Here is a 16,750-nt window from a genome sequence, read left to right on the forward strand (position 1 = left end):
GGTGGGTGCCGTGAGGGGGGGGGGGCCGTGGTGGGCCCGCCGCCGGCCACGGTTGGCGTGGGGACTACGGTGTGTTGCCTCGCAACACACGGAGAGCCTCGGACTTGGCGAGACGCTTTCTGTCTTGCGTAGTCCCTGCGAGTCCACCGCCGCCGCTGCGGCATCAGCCCCGACACAATGACTACTCCAGGTATTGCTGCGCCTGACATGGCCCGGCTGTTTACGAAGTTGGCCACTGTCATGGGTGCCGTCGCACGCGTGCCGAAGAACGGGCACAACGCGTACCACGGGTACCGCTATGTCACCGAGGCTGACTTGGTTGAAGCGGTGCGCGAGCACTTGGCATCGCAGAACGTATGCTTGTTTGTCAGCGCCGACAGCAGCAAGCAAATCGATGCATCGAAAGGGGGGCCGGTGACGCAGGTGCAGATGACGATCACATTCGCATGCGGCGACACGGGCGCCACGTTCACCGTCAACTGGATCGGCGCAGGGCAGGATACCGGCGACAAGGGCGTCTACAAAGCATTCACTGGTGGACTGAAGTACGCATTGCTGAAGTGCTTCCTCGTGAGCACTGGCGACGATCCCGAGCAGGTCGCTTCCGGAAGTGACACGCGTACAAGTAAGCCAGCGTTCGCGCAGTCACGTCCGCCGGTACCCCCAGAGTCGGGGGAGCGAACCTCATCGCGTCCGGTGCGCACGCCCTCGCTCGAGGCAGCGCGCGCGACCCTGATGCCGATGGGGCGCACCAAGGGCAAGCCGTTGTCCGATCTCACGGCTGACGAACTCCGCTCGGCGAGGACGTGGATGGCCCGGAACGGCAGATCCTATCCCGAGTTCGAGGCGGCATGCGCAGTGATCCTCGCGAGTGACGAGAAGGCTGCGTAATTGCTGATGGTGCCGGGGGCTGACCGCCCCCGCGCCCCCACCTCCCATCGCCCTGCTCAACCCGTTACGACGTGAGGCTCCGCCAACCGGCGGCGCAGTTCGAAGGAACTGCCAGCAACGGATCCCCCCGAAGCGTGGGGACGGGGAGCGACCGCCCATGCCCCTTGGCTAGTGATCCCGCAGGAGCGTTGGTGGCACGCCAATCAGGTTCGCCCTACGCTCTGGACGATGCTCGCCGGATACGCCGGTGACCCGTTCTCCAGACCATGAGAGTCCTGTGCTGAAAGCAGTCGGAGTACCCAATTATAAAGTGTCCGCGGTCGCTCGCGAGGATCGCGGGCGTCGGATCTACTTCCAATGGCCACGCGGGGAGGTCAGCGTTAGCGGTCGCCGCGGTGGATACACGAAGCTCGCCTCTGACCTGGTCTGGCCGTCGGATCCTTTGGAGCAAGCTCTCAAGCTGCCGGAGGTCCACGCGCGAGCGAAGTCGCTTTCTCAGGCGCGCCGTGACGGGGCGGACCTCGAGACGCTGGCCGGGCTCGCCGCGCCTACGGCGGTCGCGGTACCCGTGGTCGAATCCGCTCCCGCACCGGCGCCGACATCGCCGGCGGGCATGCTGCATCAAATCACCGTAAGTCAGGTGATGCTGGCCGCCATCGGTCCGTCACCGCGCAACGTGCCGGCTAGGGAGCACGGCAAGCGGGCAGCGTGGTATGCCGAAAACGCCCCGTCCGTTAAGGGGCTGTACAAGGACTGGTCCGATCAGGCTCGCATGGTGCGCGGTCTCGCGGACACCATCGAGGACCGCCTAGGGGCCAACACCCCGTTCTACTCTCTCACCCCCAACGACTTCCGACGCCTCTGGAGTCCTGGCGTGGCGGATAACGCTGTTAAGCGCATCCAAACGCTCCTGCTCGTCAGCGGATGGGCCAGCGTCGAGTACGCCGAGCACGGCTATCGTCAGCTGGCCTCTCCGGCCGGCGCCTGGCAGCAGAACATTCGGCAGAAAACTCGCGCACCAGGTGCCACGCTCGCTCGTGAGGCTCGATATACCGGGGCAGAAGCTGGGCGCGTCTGGCGCGTGTTGCTTGACCCGGAAGCCGCGATCAACCCCGCCCTCCGCCTCGCTGCGCTCGTGGGCGCCGAGGCGCGCTTGGGACAGGTGCTGAACCTGCGAGTGGAGCACTGCGACAAGATCTGGGGCGCCCACTACTTCAAGGCTCCAGAGGCCGGTCGCAAACTTTCCTCGTGGTTGGTCGTGCCCTTGGAGCATCAGGGAGAGTTTGCGGCGGCCTTGGAAGCTGCTGAAGCGCGGGCCGACGGGCGGCTTTTCCCATGCACTCGACGCAATGCACTCTCCGCGTGGCACAAGATCGAGCGGCTCGCAGGCGTGCCGGAGCACGGCTGGTACGCGATGCGACGGGCCATGACCGACCTGTGTGTCACCGCGCTGACGGAGCTGAAGAACGAACCCGACGCCATAGACATCACGGACAGCGTGGTGCTCGATGTCATCTCAGGTCATCAGCCGAATGGCGTCCGCGAGGCGGTGTACATGGACGTGCCCGTGGGAGACCGGCCGCTGCCCACGCGTCGGTCGACGGCGCACAAGTTGGTGATGAGCGCACGGGTGGTGGTCGACCGGGCCCGCGCGATGGCGCTCGCGCAGGCGGACAGTCCGATGGGTTGATGGTTTCTTCGCTTGGTAGAGTGCGAAATGTGAGCATTGAGAAACCGCGTAGTGAGCACGCGATGTGGGGTGCCGATTTCGTCGTGGCACTCCACTGCATCGTTTGTCGGTGCCGAGCGTAGTGATCGCGTTATGGTTGCCGGCGACGAGCGCGAGCGCGCGGCGGGCGAGCACCGCGGCCGAGACCCCAAAAGATTTTGCGCGAGTACGCGCCAACAGTCGACTAGCGTGCATGGCCGTCATTCAGCCGGAGGCCATCACAGGCCCGTGTTGCTAGGTCAATCTCTCGTCAACCAGCGCGCTCGCACGGACCTCGACGAGTCGACCCTCGACCCATCGGTACGCCCGTGGACGCCACGCTCGTTTACGGACGCGCTCCATGATGAGCAGCACCGGTTCGCGACGACCGTAGCTCGGGTTGTGGCTGATCCAGGACATGCTGCCTCGGTCGACGTAGCTCGGCCCTCCAGCATCGGGATGAGAGTGCCACTCGCCGATGTAGTCGTCACGCCCATCGGACGTGTGATGCAGCCTATCCACTTCGGACTGCGCGTAGTCGCCATCTCGTCGAAAGCGGCTGCGCGTATGCACAGCGTTCGGGCCCGGCCCCACAACTGCCGTCACCACTGTGCGACCGTCGCCATCAGCGTGACCAACGAGAACGCCGCCGGTTTCGTTCGGAGATGCACGCTCGGACTCCCGCCGCAGCGTCTCCTCGATGTCAGTGCTCAACACCAACGCAGGCAGTGGCGCGACATCCTCAGCGGACACCGTCGGCTCCATGCGCCACCACATGCACCACCATCTCACGTGACGGTTTCCTAGGCCGTGACGGGCCGCGCGCTTCCGTGCGCATCGTCGCAGCACTCGCACCCCATCACCCGTGCAAACACGTCCCAGTGCACGCCGACCACCGCCAAGTCCCCGGAGACATCTGCCAGCTCTTCATTCACAACCAGCAGGTGATTGCGTGGACCCAACCGATCCTGAAGTAGCCACAGGACAGCGCGCGCAGCCCAGTTCGCGGTTGCCTCCACGTCCAACGCCGGCGCTTCGACGGTCGGGACGCCACACCCCTCGTCAAAGAACTCGCCTTCATCACCTGCGGGCACGATAGGGTAGCGCGTCGATTGCGCGTGCGCCTCGTAGCACAGCAGACATGCATCACGTCCGGGCCGGATAACACGCACACGACCGAACGCCGCGCGACGTGTCGTTTCGACCTGGACGAGCGGGCGACCGGCGGCGACGCAGACCGCATTCAGCAACAGCGAGAAGGGCTGCTCTGCGGTCGCATCTACGACGACATCGGCGCGTGCGACGTACGCGCGCAGTCGCTCGGGATCCCACGTCGCTACGTGCTCTTCGACGTACACATTCGGCACGTGGTAGATGATGTCCATGAACAGCACACTGGTTTTCAACCGCCCCGTGTGGCTGATGTCGCCGACGTGGCGTACCGCGTTGCCAGGCCGGATGCGGTCGCCGTCGACGAGGATGAGGCGTTCGATGCCAGACCGCGCGAGCAGGAGTGCCATGGTGCCGCCGAGCGCGCCAACCCCGAACACGAGAACCGTCTTCCCCTCGACCGCCGCGGCGATTGGCCCCGTGCGACGCATCAGCGCCGCACGGTTGATGGGCACTGTCTCCGACGCCGACACGCCGGCCTGCGCCAACGTCTTCGCCTCACGCCAACGTATGGGTGTGCCCGGCCCCGCTGGCCGTGCCTCGAGGAAGAGCCAGCCCTCCCGCGCGCCGAGCATCGGGTCGGGGTACCCGAGCGCGAGGAAAACGGGACGCTTCCCTCCGGCATCAGCGCCGATCATTCGTCGGCATTCACCAAGTGCCCATCCCGCGTCTTGGCCGCTCGCCCGGTCGATCTCCGCCAGCACCGCGCCGAGCGACCCCCGGGGACCTGGCTCGCGGTCGAGGCGAAACCAGACGCCAACCGCCTCCCGCGCTTGATCATAAAGCCCAAGCACTATGTTCACGCGCTCGTCGGCAGGCTTGGCGGGCACCACACCGACGTCGGCGACCGGGCCATCCGCGAGGACGATGCTCGCACTGCGTCGCCAAATGCCGAAACGGCCGAACCGGGACCCACTCGGGGGCAGCCATCCCTCGCCCACCAACGTCATCGCCGGGTCACCCTTGGCCTGCGGAAACGCGGTGTGCAGGTCGGGCGGCCGGTCGTGCTCGTCCCATTCGCCACTGTGCATGCGGGACAGCAACTCGCGGAGTCTGGCCAGATACTCCTCGCCCGTCCGCCACGGCGCCCAGCCTCGCTGGGTGTCTGGGCGATAGCTGGCGGCATACAGACATAAGGATCCGTTGGGGAGCGGTTGCGCATGTCGGCTGTTCGGCATCGCCTCGCGCGGGTCCATCGCAAATGCCGATGGCGCCTGAAACGGGAATCCAGACCAGAGCGCGATCCGGATCTTGTGGGTCGCCTCACGCTCCTCGCCCGACTCGGGATCGCGCCACTGCGCTATCGCGGTTCCGTCCCAACGCTCGGTGCCGTTGGCCTCTCGCCCGAACAGCGTGAACCCGGCCGCGGCAAGTGCCGCCCGGAAGCGCTCGCGCGCGACCGGGAGTAGTCCGCCGGGTTTGGCCTCGGGCGAGAGAGGGTCACCCAAAGGTCGGGGCCTGCCGAATGTCCGGACGGGTCAGCACCGACGTCGCCGCCAGCTTGCGCGCGTCATCATCCGGGAGCGGAAACTCGTCGCCAAAGATCTGTCGCCAGACCTTCGCGCTCGCCTTGAGGTCAGTCCCCGCAAGGTCCCGGGCGCGCTGCGCCAGCGGGAGCGTCGCGGCCAACTTGTCGTAGAACAGGACGAAGTCGGCGAGCTCCATTCCCGTCTTGATCGTCTCGCCTGGCAGCCCTGGGTCGTTGAACACCGGCACGAGCTGCGCGTCCCGGTACGGCTTCAACGCCGTCACAGTACGCTCCACCCACGCGATGAAGACGTCCGCCCAATCACGCGCGGCAGGGTCATGGTAGTAGCCCGCCATGAGCTCCATCATGTGTCCTTTCGGGTGCCGCTTCGAGCGGAGCTGCTCGCTCTTCCACCAGCGCGCCATTTTCACGAGCGGCACGAAGCGCCCCTTGTCGTTGTCGCTGTCCTTCGTGTCAGCGTTCAGGTTCTGCGTCCACGTGATGTGCCCCTTCGGGTTCGTCGGGAACCACTGCGTCACGTCGCGATCCGGAATCAGCAGCGGTTCGTCCGCGCCGTCGGGCGCGACCGTCGGCACGATGTCCATGTCGATGTTGGACAGCTCGATCTGAATCGAACGACGGCGCGGCGTTGTGCGCGTCTTGTACTTCTTGTTGTCGTCGAGCGCCGCCTTGAGCTTCGTCAGCAACGTCTTCGGATCCTGCGGATCGTACTCGCTCATGGCGCACACCACGACGATGTCCACGTCCTTGATGGGCGTGACCGAGGTGCGGCGCCGGTACGACCCGGCGAGGAACGTTTCGACGTGCGCCGCACCGAACGTCTTGTGGTTCGCCAGCCAATCGCGCACGGGCTCGTGCGCCTTGATGGCTTCAGCGCGCGTGTCCTCGTCCGGCTCGATGTTGCTGAGGAACACGACGAACAGACTGTTCAATGTTGCCATGCGGAATTCTCAGTGAAGGAGCACACGCGTGTGCGCGCGACGTCGCGAGCAGACGTACCACATTTACAGCGCATCGATGGTGCATTCGGACGCACCGGCGTGCCGTAGCTAACCGGTCGCATCACTCTGAATTCCGCGTGGCCACCGGCCGTCGCGTCGCGCCTACCGCGCCGAGCGTGCAAGCGCGCACGTACGACCCCGTAGTGGGATGCCACTGGTGCACGGTGATCCTGCCAACGGCATTGAGTGTGTGTCCCAAGAGCACGCACCATTCGGCTGGCGCCGCGACGTAGAGATGGATGTGCCGGACGCCGTGCTGATCGTGCAACGTCCGCAGGCACTCACCCACCTCCCACGCCGCCGACATGGCCCATGTGGCGTCGACTACGGCCTGTTGACTCGCACCGCTGGATGGCGTGAGTCGCACGGAGTGTCCCGGTCGGTCGCTCAGGCCAGCGGCATGGCCGGCAACCGTCTGGCTCAGGTCCCGCGCGATGGCCACTTCGACCAGCGCCACCGAGCGGTCCGTTCCGGGCGCCGCCAGATCGTGCCGGACGAGCACCGGCGCGCGACGCCGTGGCGCTACGGTCGACCATGCGCCGTTCGCGCCGTCGAACGTCAAGGTGTATTTGGCGGTCGCCGACAGCACCTCACCCAGCGCGAGCGGCGCCGACAGCCGGGCCTGGACGTGGACGTGTGCATGCCGTCGTGACAACTCGTCGAGAACGGCTCGCGTGTCGTGGAGCGCGGGCATAAGCTCATCGCGCCACTCTGTCGCGCTTGGGCACCCCGCCTCGAACGGCGCGGTCCAGTCGAGGTCGAGGTCCACGCCCTGCTCTCCGACCGAGTGCGGCTGCGCACGGAGCAGCAGACGTGGCACGTACGCGGCGTCTGCGGCAATGCGAGGACGAAGGCCGGCGCGCAGCGTGCGCTGGGCGACCCGCCGGAGCTCGGCATTCCGGACCTTCTTGGTTGCCCCAGGGGCGACAGAATGCCCATTGAAGGCACTCAGATCGCCGAGACCGTGTCGTGCACACATCGCGGTCAGTTCTGGCGGCGTGACGCCACAGAACAGGGGAATGATCAGAAATCCGGGGTCGCGCCGGTGCCGCTCGAGCGCCTCGGGGACCTCGACGTTCCAGATGACCGGGCGTGTCAGGAACGTGGGGGTGACGAACGCGATGAAGGCCGAGACTTCCTCTCGGATGGCCCGTCGAATGGCCGCCTCGAAGAGCTCGCCGAGCTCCAGATGGTCCACATCCCGCCATGCATGAAGCCCGCGGAACTGGAGCGCCCGCTGTAGCGCGGCAATATCCGAGGCATTCCCCCGCCAATGGCTCATGAAGAACCGCGGAGGACGGCGAGGTTCCGGCGCCGCCTCGAGCGCCGCGTCGCCGGAATGGGGCAGGAGTGCGTCAGGCATGAAGGGAGCGAGGCGGGAGAAGGCCAGAGGGGGCGGATGCAGACCGCGTCGACGGGTGCCGGTGTTCCTACGGGAAATCTAGCGGGTCTGCGGATCGGAAGGGCTCACGGCACGGGCTGGTATCGGGCTGCCCCCAAGGGCGGTCTTGCCTTCCGTTCACGCGGCGCGTGTCCGTAGCTTGGCCCATGCAAGAGACTGCCGTGGGCACGCTTCGAAGGACCCATCGATCCGGAGTACGATGAACCCTGCGAACTGGTGCTCCCCCCGTGGTCGGCCATCGCGTACCACGCGTTCGCGCGGGACGTCGAAGCGGAATTGTACGAAGCCTTGAGCGACACGCCCTTCAACTACCTCGCGGCCCGGCTCGGTCTCAAGCGCGGTTAGCCCCGGCGGTCCGGGGGGCATCAGCCAGTTTTGCCGCAGCGCGGACGTCCAACGCTGGCCGCCCAACTCGGCCAGGCCACCTGGCCCAGCACCATTTCCTGGTTGCCGGTAACCCGTAGCCCTATTCTCATCTTTCGCGACCTTGCCTGCGCCGCAGAATTTGCGTTAACCCCACGCTAACCCCACCCAACACCATGAAAACAAAGCGGCGCCCCAAATTCTGAGGCGCCACTTCGCGGTAAGTCGTTGCTGTTCAACACTAGAGCGGGAGACGGGACTCGAACCCGCGACATCAAGCTTGGAAGGCTAGCGCTCTACCAACTGAGCTACTCCCGCGTTCTTCGATGCTACCCGCTGGAATGACCGGCGGTCCTGCAGTGGTGAGGGAAGGATTCGAACCTTCGAAGGCTTGCGCCGACAGATTTACAGTCTGTTCTCGTTGGCCACTTGAGTACCTCACCGAGGCTCTCTCCGACGCGCCATTGCGGGCGCGGCTGCCGAGCTTTGAAAGAGCTGACGGTCGGGATTGAACCGACGACCTGCTGATTACAAATCAGCTGCTCTACCAACTGAGCTACGTCAGCAGAACGGGCAAACGGCCCACTCCGGACAAGACGAGCAGGATAATCCGACGGGGCCCCGAATTCAAGCAGCCCCGCGCGGATACCCGATGGATTTTACCCCTTCCGCCAGCGCGTTCCCTCGGGGCCGTCCTCAATGAGGATGCCGCGGGCGGTCAGTTCGGCCCGCGCCGCATCGGCCGCCGCGAAATCCCGGCGCTCGCGGGCAGCCCGACGGGCCCCCAACCGCTCCTCGACCCACGCGGCCAGCTCGGCGTCGATCTCCTGCTCGGGCACGAGGTCGAGCACGCTGTCCATGAGTCGGAAAGCGGCCCGGGCCCGCTCCAGCGCCGGCAGGTCGGTGCCTTGTTCGTCGAGCTCCTTGTTGGCTTCACTGATGAACGTGAACAGCGCGGCCAGCGCCTCGGGGGCGTTCAGGTCATCGAACAGCGCGTCCAGAAACGCCTTCTCGGCCTTCGTCGCGGCGTCGGCGAGCGCCGCGGTGCCCGACGTGGCTTCGGATAGCCGCAGCGCAAACGCGCCGATGCGGTTCACCGCCGCCCGCGACTGCTCGAGCGAGTCGTCGCCAAGGTTGAGCTGCTTGCGGTAGTGCGCGTTGAACACGAAATGGCGGTACACGGTGCCGCTGATCCCCTGATCGCGCATCTCGACGACGTTGGCGACGTTGCCCACTCGCTTGGCCATCTTGGCGCCGTCGGTGAGCAAAAACTCACCGTGGCACCAGCAACGGGCGAACTGCTTGCCAGTGGCCGCTTCCGACTGCGCGATCTCGTCTTCGTGGTGCGGGAAGATGAGATCGATGCCGCCGGCATGGAGGTCGAAGGTTTCGCCGAGGTACTTCATGGCCATGGCGGAGCACTCGAGGTGCCAGCCGGGACGACCACGTCCCCACGGCGAATCCCAGGCGGCGCCGGTCGCTTCGTCTTCCGGTTTGGCCGCTTTCCAGAGCGCAAAGTCCTGCGCGTTTTCCTTGGCATACTCGTCTTGCGCGACGCGCGCGCCGGCGCGAATCTCGCGCTTGTCGAGCTGCGACAGTTTGCCGTAGTCCGGGAAGCGATCGATCGCGAAATACACGGAGCCGTCTTCGGCGATGTAGGCCACGTTGTTGGCCACCAGACGTTCCACGAGCGCGATCATCTCGGGGATATGCTCGGTGGCCTTTGGATACCGCTCCGCATCTTCGATACGGAGATACCGACGGTCGCGATGAAAGAGCTCGGTGAAGGGCTCCGTCACTTCGAGAATGTTCGCGCCGGTGGCGGCCGCTTTCCGGATGATCTTGTCGTCGACGTCGGTCAGGTTCATGACCTGTTCGACCTGCCAGCCGGCCAGCCGAATGACACGCCGCAGCAGATCCTCGAAGAGGAACGTGCGGAAGTTGCCGAGGTGCGCCGGGTTGTAGACCGTCGGTCCACACGTGTACATGCGCACCGTCTGTCCATCGGCAGGTGCGAACGGCTCGACGCGACGCGCGAGCGTGTTGTACAGGCGGAATTCTGGCATCGGCGTGAAGGAGGCGTGGTCCGGGCTGTCGTTCGGGATGTCGCTTCGGGATCTCCCGACGATTTCTTGCGTTCGTTGAATGTAGAAGGTAAGTCACCCATGTTGCCCCCCCACTTCCACCCGGACCGTCTCCATGCAGCCTCGCCAGGATCGCCCGCGCGTGCTCTCGCGCGTTTCTACCGTTGTCGGCATCGGCGCCCTCGTGGCGGTCGCCATGGCGGCTCGCAGTCAGGGTGGCCAGCAGGCCACGCCGCCGTCGGCACCGGCATCGCAGCCCCCGGCCGCAGCGGCCAATGCCGCACCGGCCGTTGCCGACTCGACCATGCAGGACTCCACGCAGCGTGCCGACACCGCGGCGATGGCCGACTCGATGTTGGCCATGCCTGATAGCATGATGATGCAGCACACGGCCGCCGCCCCGGCCCCGCAGGCGTCGGGCACCTGGCCGGTTGACCCGGTGACGGGTCAGACGATCATCAACGGCGAGCCGGTGGTCGGTCGCGTGTTCATCATGCAGAAGACGGATGGAACGGTGAAGCTGGGCACCTGGCAGGCCCAGTACGTCGGGGAGCCGCCCGCACCCGAGGCCGCGAACATCGGGACGTCGTACACGGTACCGGCGCCTGAACACACGCGCCGCATGCGCGGCATCATGATTCAGGCGACGCTCTGGGCGATGGATGGGAAGCGGTCGGCGCGTGAGCGTCACTACTACCGCCCGCAGACCACGGGTGCAGCGCTCGGACAGCAGTAAGTCGCTCGGACTTCGACTCTTGGCGGGGCGTCCTGACACTGTGCAGGCGCCCCGCTCGCAGTTCGAGCCGACGAATCGTGCGCGACGGCTCCACCGGGGGCTCCGACGCATACCACGCGGCCGGCTCGTGCGTTGATCGGACCATTGACGCGTGCGACGCATGGCCGCGGCTGGCCGACAGCGGCGAGCAGGCAATCACGATGCCGTCTCGGCGCTCATGTGCTTCCCGGCCCCATCGCCGCCATGCGGCCGCTTCACGCGGTGTCAGTGCACCGGCGCGTGACGCGCGCAGCAGGTACAACGTGCGTGACGCGTGAGAGGTCGACGGCACCTGCGCTTCCTGCCAGCCGCGCATGATTTCGTGCACCGCATCCAGATGGAGCGCGGCACGACGTATGCGAAGTCCCGGCGCGGCATGGCGCACCGAACGCACGTAGCGATGGCGCCGTGAATGCTCGTGCCCCGCCAGTGCCGCGAGCAGCATGGATTGGCCCATCGCCTCAGGCGCCTGCAGTAGCAGCAGCTCGCCCGCGTGAATGCGCAGTGTGACGTCGTCGAGCACGCGCACACTGACGGCGCAGCGTCCGGGAATGCCGGCCGAGATTTCGGCGCGCGCGCGCGCCACCGAGAGCAGTCGTGGATTCATCATGGGCGACACGATGTGACCGTGCCGCCCATCGTGTGTCACCCAATCGTTGCCGGCCGGGTCAAAACATTGCGTTCCGCCACGCGCTCCACGTGAAACGCGGAAATGGCTTCGGCGATCACGAGTGGTTCGTAGCGCACCGGATCGGTGGTGGGCAGGCCAGTCTCAGATCGCACGCGCTCGATCACGTTGCGTGCTTCGCGGTCGTCGAGATCGAACGTGTTGAGCGCAATCGCGATCACCGGCGATGGTCGAAGCGGTTCCATCGCCGATTCGTACAAGCGGATCATTTCACTGAGCGACGGGATCTGCACCCAGGGATTCCGGTGAATCGTAGTCCGTGATGGCTGCGCACAGAGCACCATGGCGTGTGGCAAGGCCCCATGCATGAGCCCGAGGGTGACACCGGAGTACGCGGGATGAATGAGCGATCCCTGCCCTTCCACCAACACGATATCCGCCCCATCTGCCGCCTCGATCGTGAGCGATTCGGCAGCCCCGGCGATGAAATCGGCGACCACGGCATCCACCGCGATGCCGCGCCCTTCCACCAGAATCCCGGTCTGTCCCGTCGCTGCGAAATTCACGCGATGGCCGAGTTGCCGTACGGACGATTGCACTTGGAGCTGCGCCGTCATCTTCCCGATGTTGCAGTCGGTTCCAACCGTGAGCACGATCGTCGCCTCGAGATCGCGAACGCGTCCTGACGCCACGTCGAGCCCCGACGGCGTCCGCCGCAGGTCGCGAATGGTCGCGCCGGAAGCGGCGGCCAGTGCACCGAACTCCCGGTCGTCACCAAGCATGGTGTGCAGGCCGCTCCAGACATCGAGACCGGCGCGCAGTGCGTCGCACACGATGGAGCGCCACGCATCAGGAAACTGCCCGCCCGCCGGTGCGATACCGATCAGCAACGCCGTAGGCTTGTGCGTCATGCCCTCCGCGAGCGTGGCAACGACGGGAATGTTGCCGCCAAAACCGAGCACATCCTGCGCCCTGCGGCCGGCGGTCCCACTGTCGAGAACAGCCGCTACCTCATCCGGCACATACCGGATGCAAGCGTTGGCCGTCTTGGAGCTGAGCGGGCCGAAGCTACCTTCGGCGAGGATCAGAAAGCGACGCGACAGAGCCATGATGCGGAGGGGCGAATACGCCGACGGCGGCCCTTGGAAGGGAGCCGCCGTTGGCGACCGGAAGGGATTCCGGAAATCTACAGCTGAGTCGCGACCCCGTGAATCACGATCTCGGCTGAATACCGCCGAGCCGTTCGATTTCCGCGATCAACTCCGCTTCACCCGTTTTGGCCTGTTCGGCGGCAGCCGCCGCCGCAGCTTGGGCGGCAGCGGCTTGCGCGGCCGCCGCCGCAGCAGCGGCGGCGGTCGCGGCGGCGTCGGGTCCGGCAGCCAACTGAGCCGGCGCGGCGGCGGACGCCGCCTCGGTGGCTCCCGCGGCCAGCTGACGCGAGGCGGCCGGCGCACCGGCACCCAGCATGCCCATGCGCTGCTTGAGCTGCAGCAACTGCTGATCGGCGTTTACGCCGCCCGACGCCCGCTCGAGCTGCTTGAACTCGCCGGCCAGACGATCGCCGCTGAACTCCTCGTCGATCTCCTGCGCCGCCTGCAGCTGCCGTTCGTTGGCCGTGATCTTCTCTTCCATGCGATTGAACGCATCGAAGGCCGAATTGTCGGAAAGACCGGACATCGTTTGCGAGATGCGCGCCTGCGCCTCGGCCCGACGCTGACGGGCGAGCAGCAGATTCTTCTTGCGCTTCGCTTCTTCGATCTTGTCGTTCAGGTCACGGAGGGACTGCTTGAGCTTCTCCGTTTCCATGCGGTGCGTCTCCCACGTGCTGGCGAGCTGCTGGCCGTGCTCGAGATGCTCCTGCCCGCGAAGCAGCGCCTGCTTCGCCAGGTCGTCGCGTCCCTCCTGCACGGCGAGCATGGCGCGACGCTCCCATTCATCGGCCAGCTTGAATTCCGCATCGGCCTGATCCTTCAGGCGCTTCTCATCGGCGATGGACGCGGCAACCTGCTGCTTGGCCTTGGCCAGCTGGTTACGCATGTCGACGATGATCTGATTGAGCATCTTCTCGGGGTTTTCCGCCGAGGAAATGAGCTCATTCAGATTCGACTTGATGAGAGTCGAGAGACGGTCGAAGATACCCATGGTTCAGCGAGCCTCGCGGAAGGCGGCCAGCTCACGAAGATGTGATGTGAGCGAAAGAGTCATGCTCTCGTACGACGCGAGGAATTCCTCGAAATCGAGATGCGCGAGTTCGAGAGCCTCGGTGAGCACGACGTTGTCCTGATCGATGCCGTAGGAGCCGTGCAGCAAGTCGCTGGCATTGAGCTCGAGCAGGCGCCGGTTGAGCGCTGCCTGATCGGCGGCCTCCGCCGGGAGTGGCATCACCTTCACCCGGAGCAACACCACGGGCGGATTGTGCGTGACCACCACATCGAATTCCAGCGCGCCGCTGGGGCGCACGAGCCATAACCCCGGCTCCAGTTCCTGATGGGAGGCGCCGTCTGCACTCAGTCGATCGAGGAATGCCTCGATATCTTCTCGCGTGACCATGTTCGATTCCTTGAGGTTCGGATATCGGTCTGTACGGCGGTGCCCGCCAAATCGTTTCGTCGGGTGTGTCGAATTGTACCGCCGAAGTATGGCCGTCGCATCATCTGAACGGCAGACCGGACGTCGGCGAATGGCTCAGGGACAGCGTCCGCGATAGAGCTTGGCGCCGCGTCCCTCGTTCACGAGCATGAGCCGGCCATCGGTAAGCCAGGTGATGCCCTCGGCATTCCGCTCGCCCGGTGGAACGGCGCAGCGGGCCACCTGAGCACCCGGTCGACCGGTCACCGGGTCGGCGTCGAACACGTACACCGAGCCGTACGTGAGAATCGCGACCAGACGGCGACCATTAGGCATGACGCCAGAAAGCGAGGCGTCGGTGACCCAATCGCGCGACACCGACGTGCCCGGCACGATCGGCAGCGAATCCATCAGGTGAGCCGTCGCGATGGCCTTTCCTGACCACGCCGCGGCCGACACGCGGTACAGCTGCGACGGGCGCAAGCCCCCGCTGTCGTCGGCATTCGGGCGCTTGGTGGCGAACCAGATGCTGGTATCAGGCGCGACCCACATCGCTTCGACATCGCGCGCGCCACCGGGATACACGATGCGCAGTGACGCAGGGGATTCGGTTTCGCTCGCGCTCGTGACCGGCACGGAAACGCGCCATACGCGCACCTCGGCACGCGCAGCATAGTTGTCACCCACGTCACCGATATACACACATGATCCGCTGGCGCACGGACCGATGGCGATCGCTTCCCAGTCGGTATTGTCGGCGCCGCGCACGCGCACAGTGCCCAACGGCACGCCCGCCGAATCATACGCGTACAGTGTGGCCGCGTTGCCGCGGTCATTCTGCGACCAGAACACACCCGGCTCGGTGACACTCGCCACGACGCCAGACGCTTCCGTGAGTCGTGCGTCGCCCAACATGCCCGTGCGCACCAGATCGCGGAGCGACGGCTCTCCCGGCACGGTCCAGCGGTCGCGCTTCGGCTTCTCCGCACTACTGTCGCCCTTGCCACTCGAGCACGCCGACAGCAGCGAGAGCACGAGCAGCAGCGCACGCGCTCGCTCAGGCACCGGCGCGCTTGATCTCGTACAGACGTTCTTTCGCCAAGCGACGACCGGTTGGCGTCGCGGCGAGTCCGCCGCCGGCGGTTTCGCGGTAGCGCACATCCATGTTCGCGCCGATTTCGCCCATCGTGTCAATGACTTCGTCAGCCGGAATGGCGAACTCGATGCCAGCCATGGCCATTTCGATGGCCGCCATCGCAATCGCCGCACCCGTCGCGTTGCGGAACACGCACGGCAGTTCCACGAGTCCGCCGAGCGGGTCACATACCAAACCAAGCGTGCCCTGCTGCGCGAGGGCGGTGGCGTGTCCGACCTGTCGCGGCGAACCACCCAGCATCTCCACGGCTGCTCCTGCAGCCATGCCCGCCGCAGCACCCGTCTCGGCCTGACAACCACCTTCGGCGCCGGACAGCGAGGCGCGTTCGGCCACGACGGCGCCGATCAGTCCGGCGGTCGCCAGCGCATCGATGACGCGTTCGTCGTCGATGCCACGCGCCTTCGCGATGCCGGTGAGCACCGCCGGCAGAACACCGGCACCACCGGCAGTGGGTGCCGCGACAATCACACCCATCGCGGCGTTCACTTCCTGCACCGCAATGGCGCGCGCGAGCACGTCGCGGAACGGGGTGTTGGCCAGGGGACCATCGGGACCGGTGCGCAGCTTGGCGGCATCACCACCGACCAGCCCCGAGGACGACTTGAGATCACCGATCATGCCGCGGTCGACCGCTTCGCGCATCACCACCAGCGCGCGCCGCAGCGCATCGCGGATGCTCTCCACCGTGCGCCCTTGATCTTTCGCTTCCGCCTCGAGGGCGACCTGCGAGAGCGTGACCCCGCGCGCCTCTGCGTCACGAATGGCATCAGCCAGTGCTCGATACATCAGGCACTCACCTTGTCGAGACGGAACGCCCACTTGACCCAGCCTAGCGCACGGATGGCATCACGCACCGACTCATCGGGCTGCTCGTCGACCTCGATCACCATGAAGGCATCCCCGCCGCGCTCTTTTCTCGAGAGCTTGAGCGTGGCAATGTTGCAGTTCGCGTCGGCGAGAATGCCGGCGATACGGGCCACAGATCCTTTCACATCCTCGGCCACGAGGACGATAGTGTGCAGGTTGCCGGGAATCTCTACCGGATAGCCATCGATCTCGGTGACCATGATGCGTCCGGCGCCAAGTGAAGCGCCGACCATCTGCGCCGTGCGGTCGCCGCGGTCGAGCGTGATGCGCACGGTGTTGGGGTGCGCGTCATCACCGAGCGACGTTTTCTCGAATGCATAGGCGAGTCCTTCGCGCTCCATGATGTCGAGCGCCGTACGCAAGCGTTCGTCGTCGGGGCGAAAGCCCATGAGGCCGCCCACGATCGCCTTGTCGGTGCCGTGCCCTTCGCCGGTTCGGGCGAAAGACCCGTGCAATTCGATGTGCGCCTTTTCGGGCGTGCCGCCAACCAGACACCGGGCGAGCAGCCCCAGGCGGCAGGCACCGGCCGTGTGTGAACTGCTCGGCCCGACCATGACAGGACCGATGATATCGAGGAGAGAGACCATCTGTGGAATGTACTTGCCGTCGGTGCCGTACAACAGAAAGCAGGCGCCCGGCGATACTCGC

Annotated in this window: 16 protein-coding genes and 3 tRNA genes; 4 read left to right on the forward strand and 15 right to left on the reverse strand. The window is 65.9% G+C overall.

Going from position 1 to position 16,750, the window contains the following annotated elements:
- Positions 1-177 precede the first annotated feature (177 nt).
- Both RMP10_RS07515 and RMP10_RS07520 read left to right on the forward strand, forming a co-directional pair.
- On the forward strand, positions 178-891 hold the full coding sequence (locus tag RMP10_RS07515; protein ID WP_310569745.1) for an ERF family protein: 714 nt from the start codon (positions 178-180) through the stop codon (positions 889-891).
- A gap of 310 nt (positions 892-1,201) precedes the next feature.
- On the forward strand, positions 1,202-2,581 hold the full coding sequence (locus RMP10_RS07520) for a hypothetical protein (protein WP_310569746.1): 1,380 nt from the start codon (positions 1,202-1,204) through the stop codon (positions 2,579-2,581).
- Positions 2,582-2,854: 273 nt separating this feature from the next.
- Here the strand turns inward: RMP10_RS07520 and RMP10_RS07525 are convergent, their stop codons facing one another.
- The 4 genes from RMP10_RS07525 to RMP10_RS07540 all read right to left on the reverse strand — a co-directional run bounded on the left by RMP10_RS07525 (position 2,855) and on the right by RMP10_RS07540 (position 7,622).
- Complete coding sequence (locus tag RMP10_RS07525) at positions 2,855-3,313, reverse strand: Mov34/MPN/PAD-1 family protein (protein WP_310569747.1); 459 nt, start codon at positions 3,311-3,313, stop codon at positions 2,855-2,857.
- A gap of 89 nt (positions 3,314-3,402) precedes the next feature.
- Positions 3,403-5,217, reverse strand: a complete 1,815-nt coding sequence (locus tag RMP10_RS07530) for a ThiF family adenylyltransferase (RefSeq protein ID WP_310569748.1) — start codon at positions 5,215-5,217, stop codon at positions 3,403-3,405.
- Positions 5,210-6,199 carry a hypothetical protein gene (locus RMP10_RS07535; protein WP_310569749.1) on the reverse strand — a complete coding sequence of 330 codons (990 nt, stop codon included), beginning with the start codon at positions 6,197-6,199 and terminating at the stop codon, positions 5,210-5,212. Before RMP10_RS07535 ends, RMP10_RS07530 begins: the two co-directional genes overlap by 8 nt.
- Positions 6,200-6,320: 121 nt before the next feature.
- Positions 6,321-7,622, reverse strand: a complete 1,302-nt coding sequence (locus RMP10_RS07540) for an SAVED domain-containing protein (protein ID WP_310569750.1) — start codon at positions 7,620-7,622, stop codon at positions 6,321-6,323.
- 255 nt (positions 7,623-7,877) lie between these two features.
- Here RMP10_RS07540 and RMP10_RS07545 point away from each other — a divergent pair, with 255 nt between their 5' ends.
- A complete protein-coding gene (locus RMP10_RS07545; RefSeq protein ID WP_310569751.1) occupies positions 7,878-8,006 on the forward strand; it encodes a hypothetical protein in 129 nt (42 codons plus the stop codon).
- A gap of 263 nt (positions 8,007-8,269) precedes the next feature.
- On the opposite strand, the gene RMP10_RS07550 is transcribed toward RMP10_RS07545, so the two are convergent.
- From RMP10_RS07550 to cysS, 4 genes are all read right to left on the reverse strand, one after another.
- Positions 8,270-8,342, reverse strand: a tRNA-Gly gene (locus RMP10_RS07550).
- A gap of 42 nt (positions 8,343-8,384) precedes the next feature.
- A tRNA-Tyr gene (locus RMP10_RS07555) sits at positions 8,385-8,467 on the reverse strand.
- Positions 8,468-8,517: 50 nt separating this feature from the next.
- Positions 8,518-8,590: transfer RNA gene (locus tag RMP10_RS07560), tRNA-Thr, on the reverse strand.
- Positions 8,591-8,683: 93 nt separating this feature from the next.
- Positions 8,684-10,090, reverse strand: coding sequence for a cysteine--tRNA ligase (cysS, locus tag RMP10_RS07565; protein ID WP_309672259.1), 1,407 nt, complete (start codon positions 10,088-10,090; stop codon positions 8,684-8,686).
- 133 nt (positions 10,091-10,223) lie between these two features.
- Here cysS and RMP10_RS07570 point away from each other — a divergent pair, with 133 nt between their 5' ends.
- The gene (locus tag RMP10_RS07570; protein WP_310569752.1) at positions 10,224-10,844 is read left to right on the forward strand and encodes a hypothetical protein; all 621 of its coding nucleotides are present in this window, start codon (positions 10,224-10,226) and stop codon (positions 10,842-10,844) included.
- Here the strand turns inward: RMP10_RS07570 and RMP10_RS07575 are convergent.
- The 7 genes from RMP10_RS07575 to sdaAB form a co-directional block, all read right to left on the reverse strand.
- Positions 10,741-11,493 carry a hypothetical protein gene (locus RMP10_RS07575; RefSeq protein WP_310569753.1) on the reverse strand — a complete coding sequence of 251 codons (753 nt, stop codon included), beginning with the start codon at positions 11,491-11,493 and terminating at the stop codon, positions 10,741-10,743. The two genes, RMP10_RS07570 and RMP10_RS07575, sit on opposite strands and share 104 nt — an antisense overlap.
- Before the next feature lie 35 nt (positions 11,494-11,528).
- The gene (locus tag RMP10_RS07580) at positions 11,529-12,620 is read right to left on the reverse strand and encodes a DUF1611 domain-containing protein (RefSeq protein WP_310569754.1); all 1,092 of its coding nucleotides are present in this window, start codon (positions 12,618-12,620) and stop codon (positions 11,529-11,531) included.
- A 103-nt stretch (positions 12,621-12,723) separates the two neighbouring features.
- On the reverse strand, positions 12,724-13,653 hold the full coding sequence (locus tag RMP10_RS07585) for a PspA/IM30 family protein (protein WP_310569755.1): 930 nt from the start codon (positions 13,651-13,653) through the stop codon (positions 12,724-12,726).
- 3 nt (positions 13,654-13,656) lie between these two features.
- Positions 13,657-14,061, reverse strand: coding sequence for a YbjN domain-containing protein (locus tag RMP10_RS07590; RefSeq protein WP_309672263.1), 405 nt, complete (start codon positions 14,059-14,061; stop codon positions 13,657-13,659).
- A gap of 135 nt (positions 14,062-14,196) precedes the next feature.
- Positions 14,197-15,144 carry a hypothetical protein gene (locus tag RMP10_RS07595; RefSeq protein ID WP_310569756.1) on the reverse strand — a complete coding sequence of 316 codons (948 nt, stop codon included), beginning with the start codon at positions 15,142-15,144 and terminating at the stop codon, positions 14,197-14,199.
- Positions 15,137-16,021, reverse strand: coding sequence for an L-serine ammonia-lyase, iron-sulfur-dependent, subunit alpha (gene sdaAA, locus RMP10_RS07600; RefSeq protein ID WP_310569757.1), 885 nt, complete (start codon positions 16,019-16,021; stop codon positions 15,137-15,139). The genes RMP10_RS07595 and sdaAA overlap by 8 nt, the downstream gene beginning before the upstream one ends.
- A complete protein-coding gene (gene sdaAB / locus RMP10_RS07605) occupies positions 16,021-16,689 on the reverse strand; it encodes an L-serine ammonia-lyase, iron-sulfur-dependent subunit beta (protein ID WP_310569758.1) in 669 nt (222 codons plus the stop codon). The genes sdaAA and sdaAB overlap by 1 nt, the downstream gene beginning before the upstream one ends.
- Between the last annotated feature and the right edge of the window lie 61 nt (positions 16,690-16,750).

The sequence above is a fragment of the Gemmatimonas sp. genome, from assembly GCF_031426495.1.
GTDB lineage: Bacteria > Gemmatimonadota > Gemmatimonadetes > Gemmatimonadales > Gemmatimonadaceae > Gemmatimonas.

Coding starts and splice junctions, on each gene's coding strand:
- RMP10_RS07515 (WP_310569745.1), top strand. CDS start 178: ATGACTACTCCAGGTATTGCTGCGCCTGACATGGCCCGGCTGTTTACG.
- RMP10_RS07540 (WP_310569750.1), bottom strand. CDS start 7,622: ATGCCTGACGCACTCCTGCCCCATTCCGGCGACGCGGCGCTCGAGGCG.
- sdaAB (WP_310569758.1), bottom strand. CDS start 16,689: ATGGTCTCTCTCCTCGATATCATCGGTCCTGTCATGGTCGGGCCGAGC.
- cysS (WP_309672259.1), bottom strand. CDS start 10,090: ATGCCAGAATTCCGCCTGTACAACACGCTCGCGCGTCGCGTCGAGCCG.
- RMP10_RS07535 (WP_310569749.1), bottom strand. CDS start 6,199: ATGGCAACATTGAACAGTCTGTTCGTCGTGTTCCTCAGCAACATCGAG.
- RMP10_RS07570 (WP_310569752.1), top strand. CDS start 10,224: ATGCAGCCTCGCCAGGATCGCCCGCGCGTGCTCTCGCGCGTTTCTACC.
- RMP10_RS07585 (WP_310569755.1), bottom strand. CDS start 13,653: ATGGGTATCTTCGACCGTCTCTCGACTCTCATCAAGTCGAATCTGAAT.
- RMP10_RS07580 (WP_310569754.1), bottom strand. CDS start 12,620: ATGGCTCTGTCGCGTCGCTTTCTGATCCTCGCCGAAGGTAGCTTCGGC.
- sdaAA (WP_310569757.1), bottom strand. CDS start 16,021: ATGTATCGAGCACTGGCTGATGCCATTCGTGACGCAGAGGCGCGCGGG.
- RMP10_RS07590 (WP_309672263.1), bottom strand. CDS start 14,061: ATGGTCACGCGAGAAGATATCGAGGCATTCCTCGATCGACTGAGTGCA.
- RMP10_RS07575 (WP_310569753.1), bottom strand. CDS start 11,493: ATGATGAATCCACGACTGCTCTCGGTGGCGCGCGCGCGCGCCGAAATC.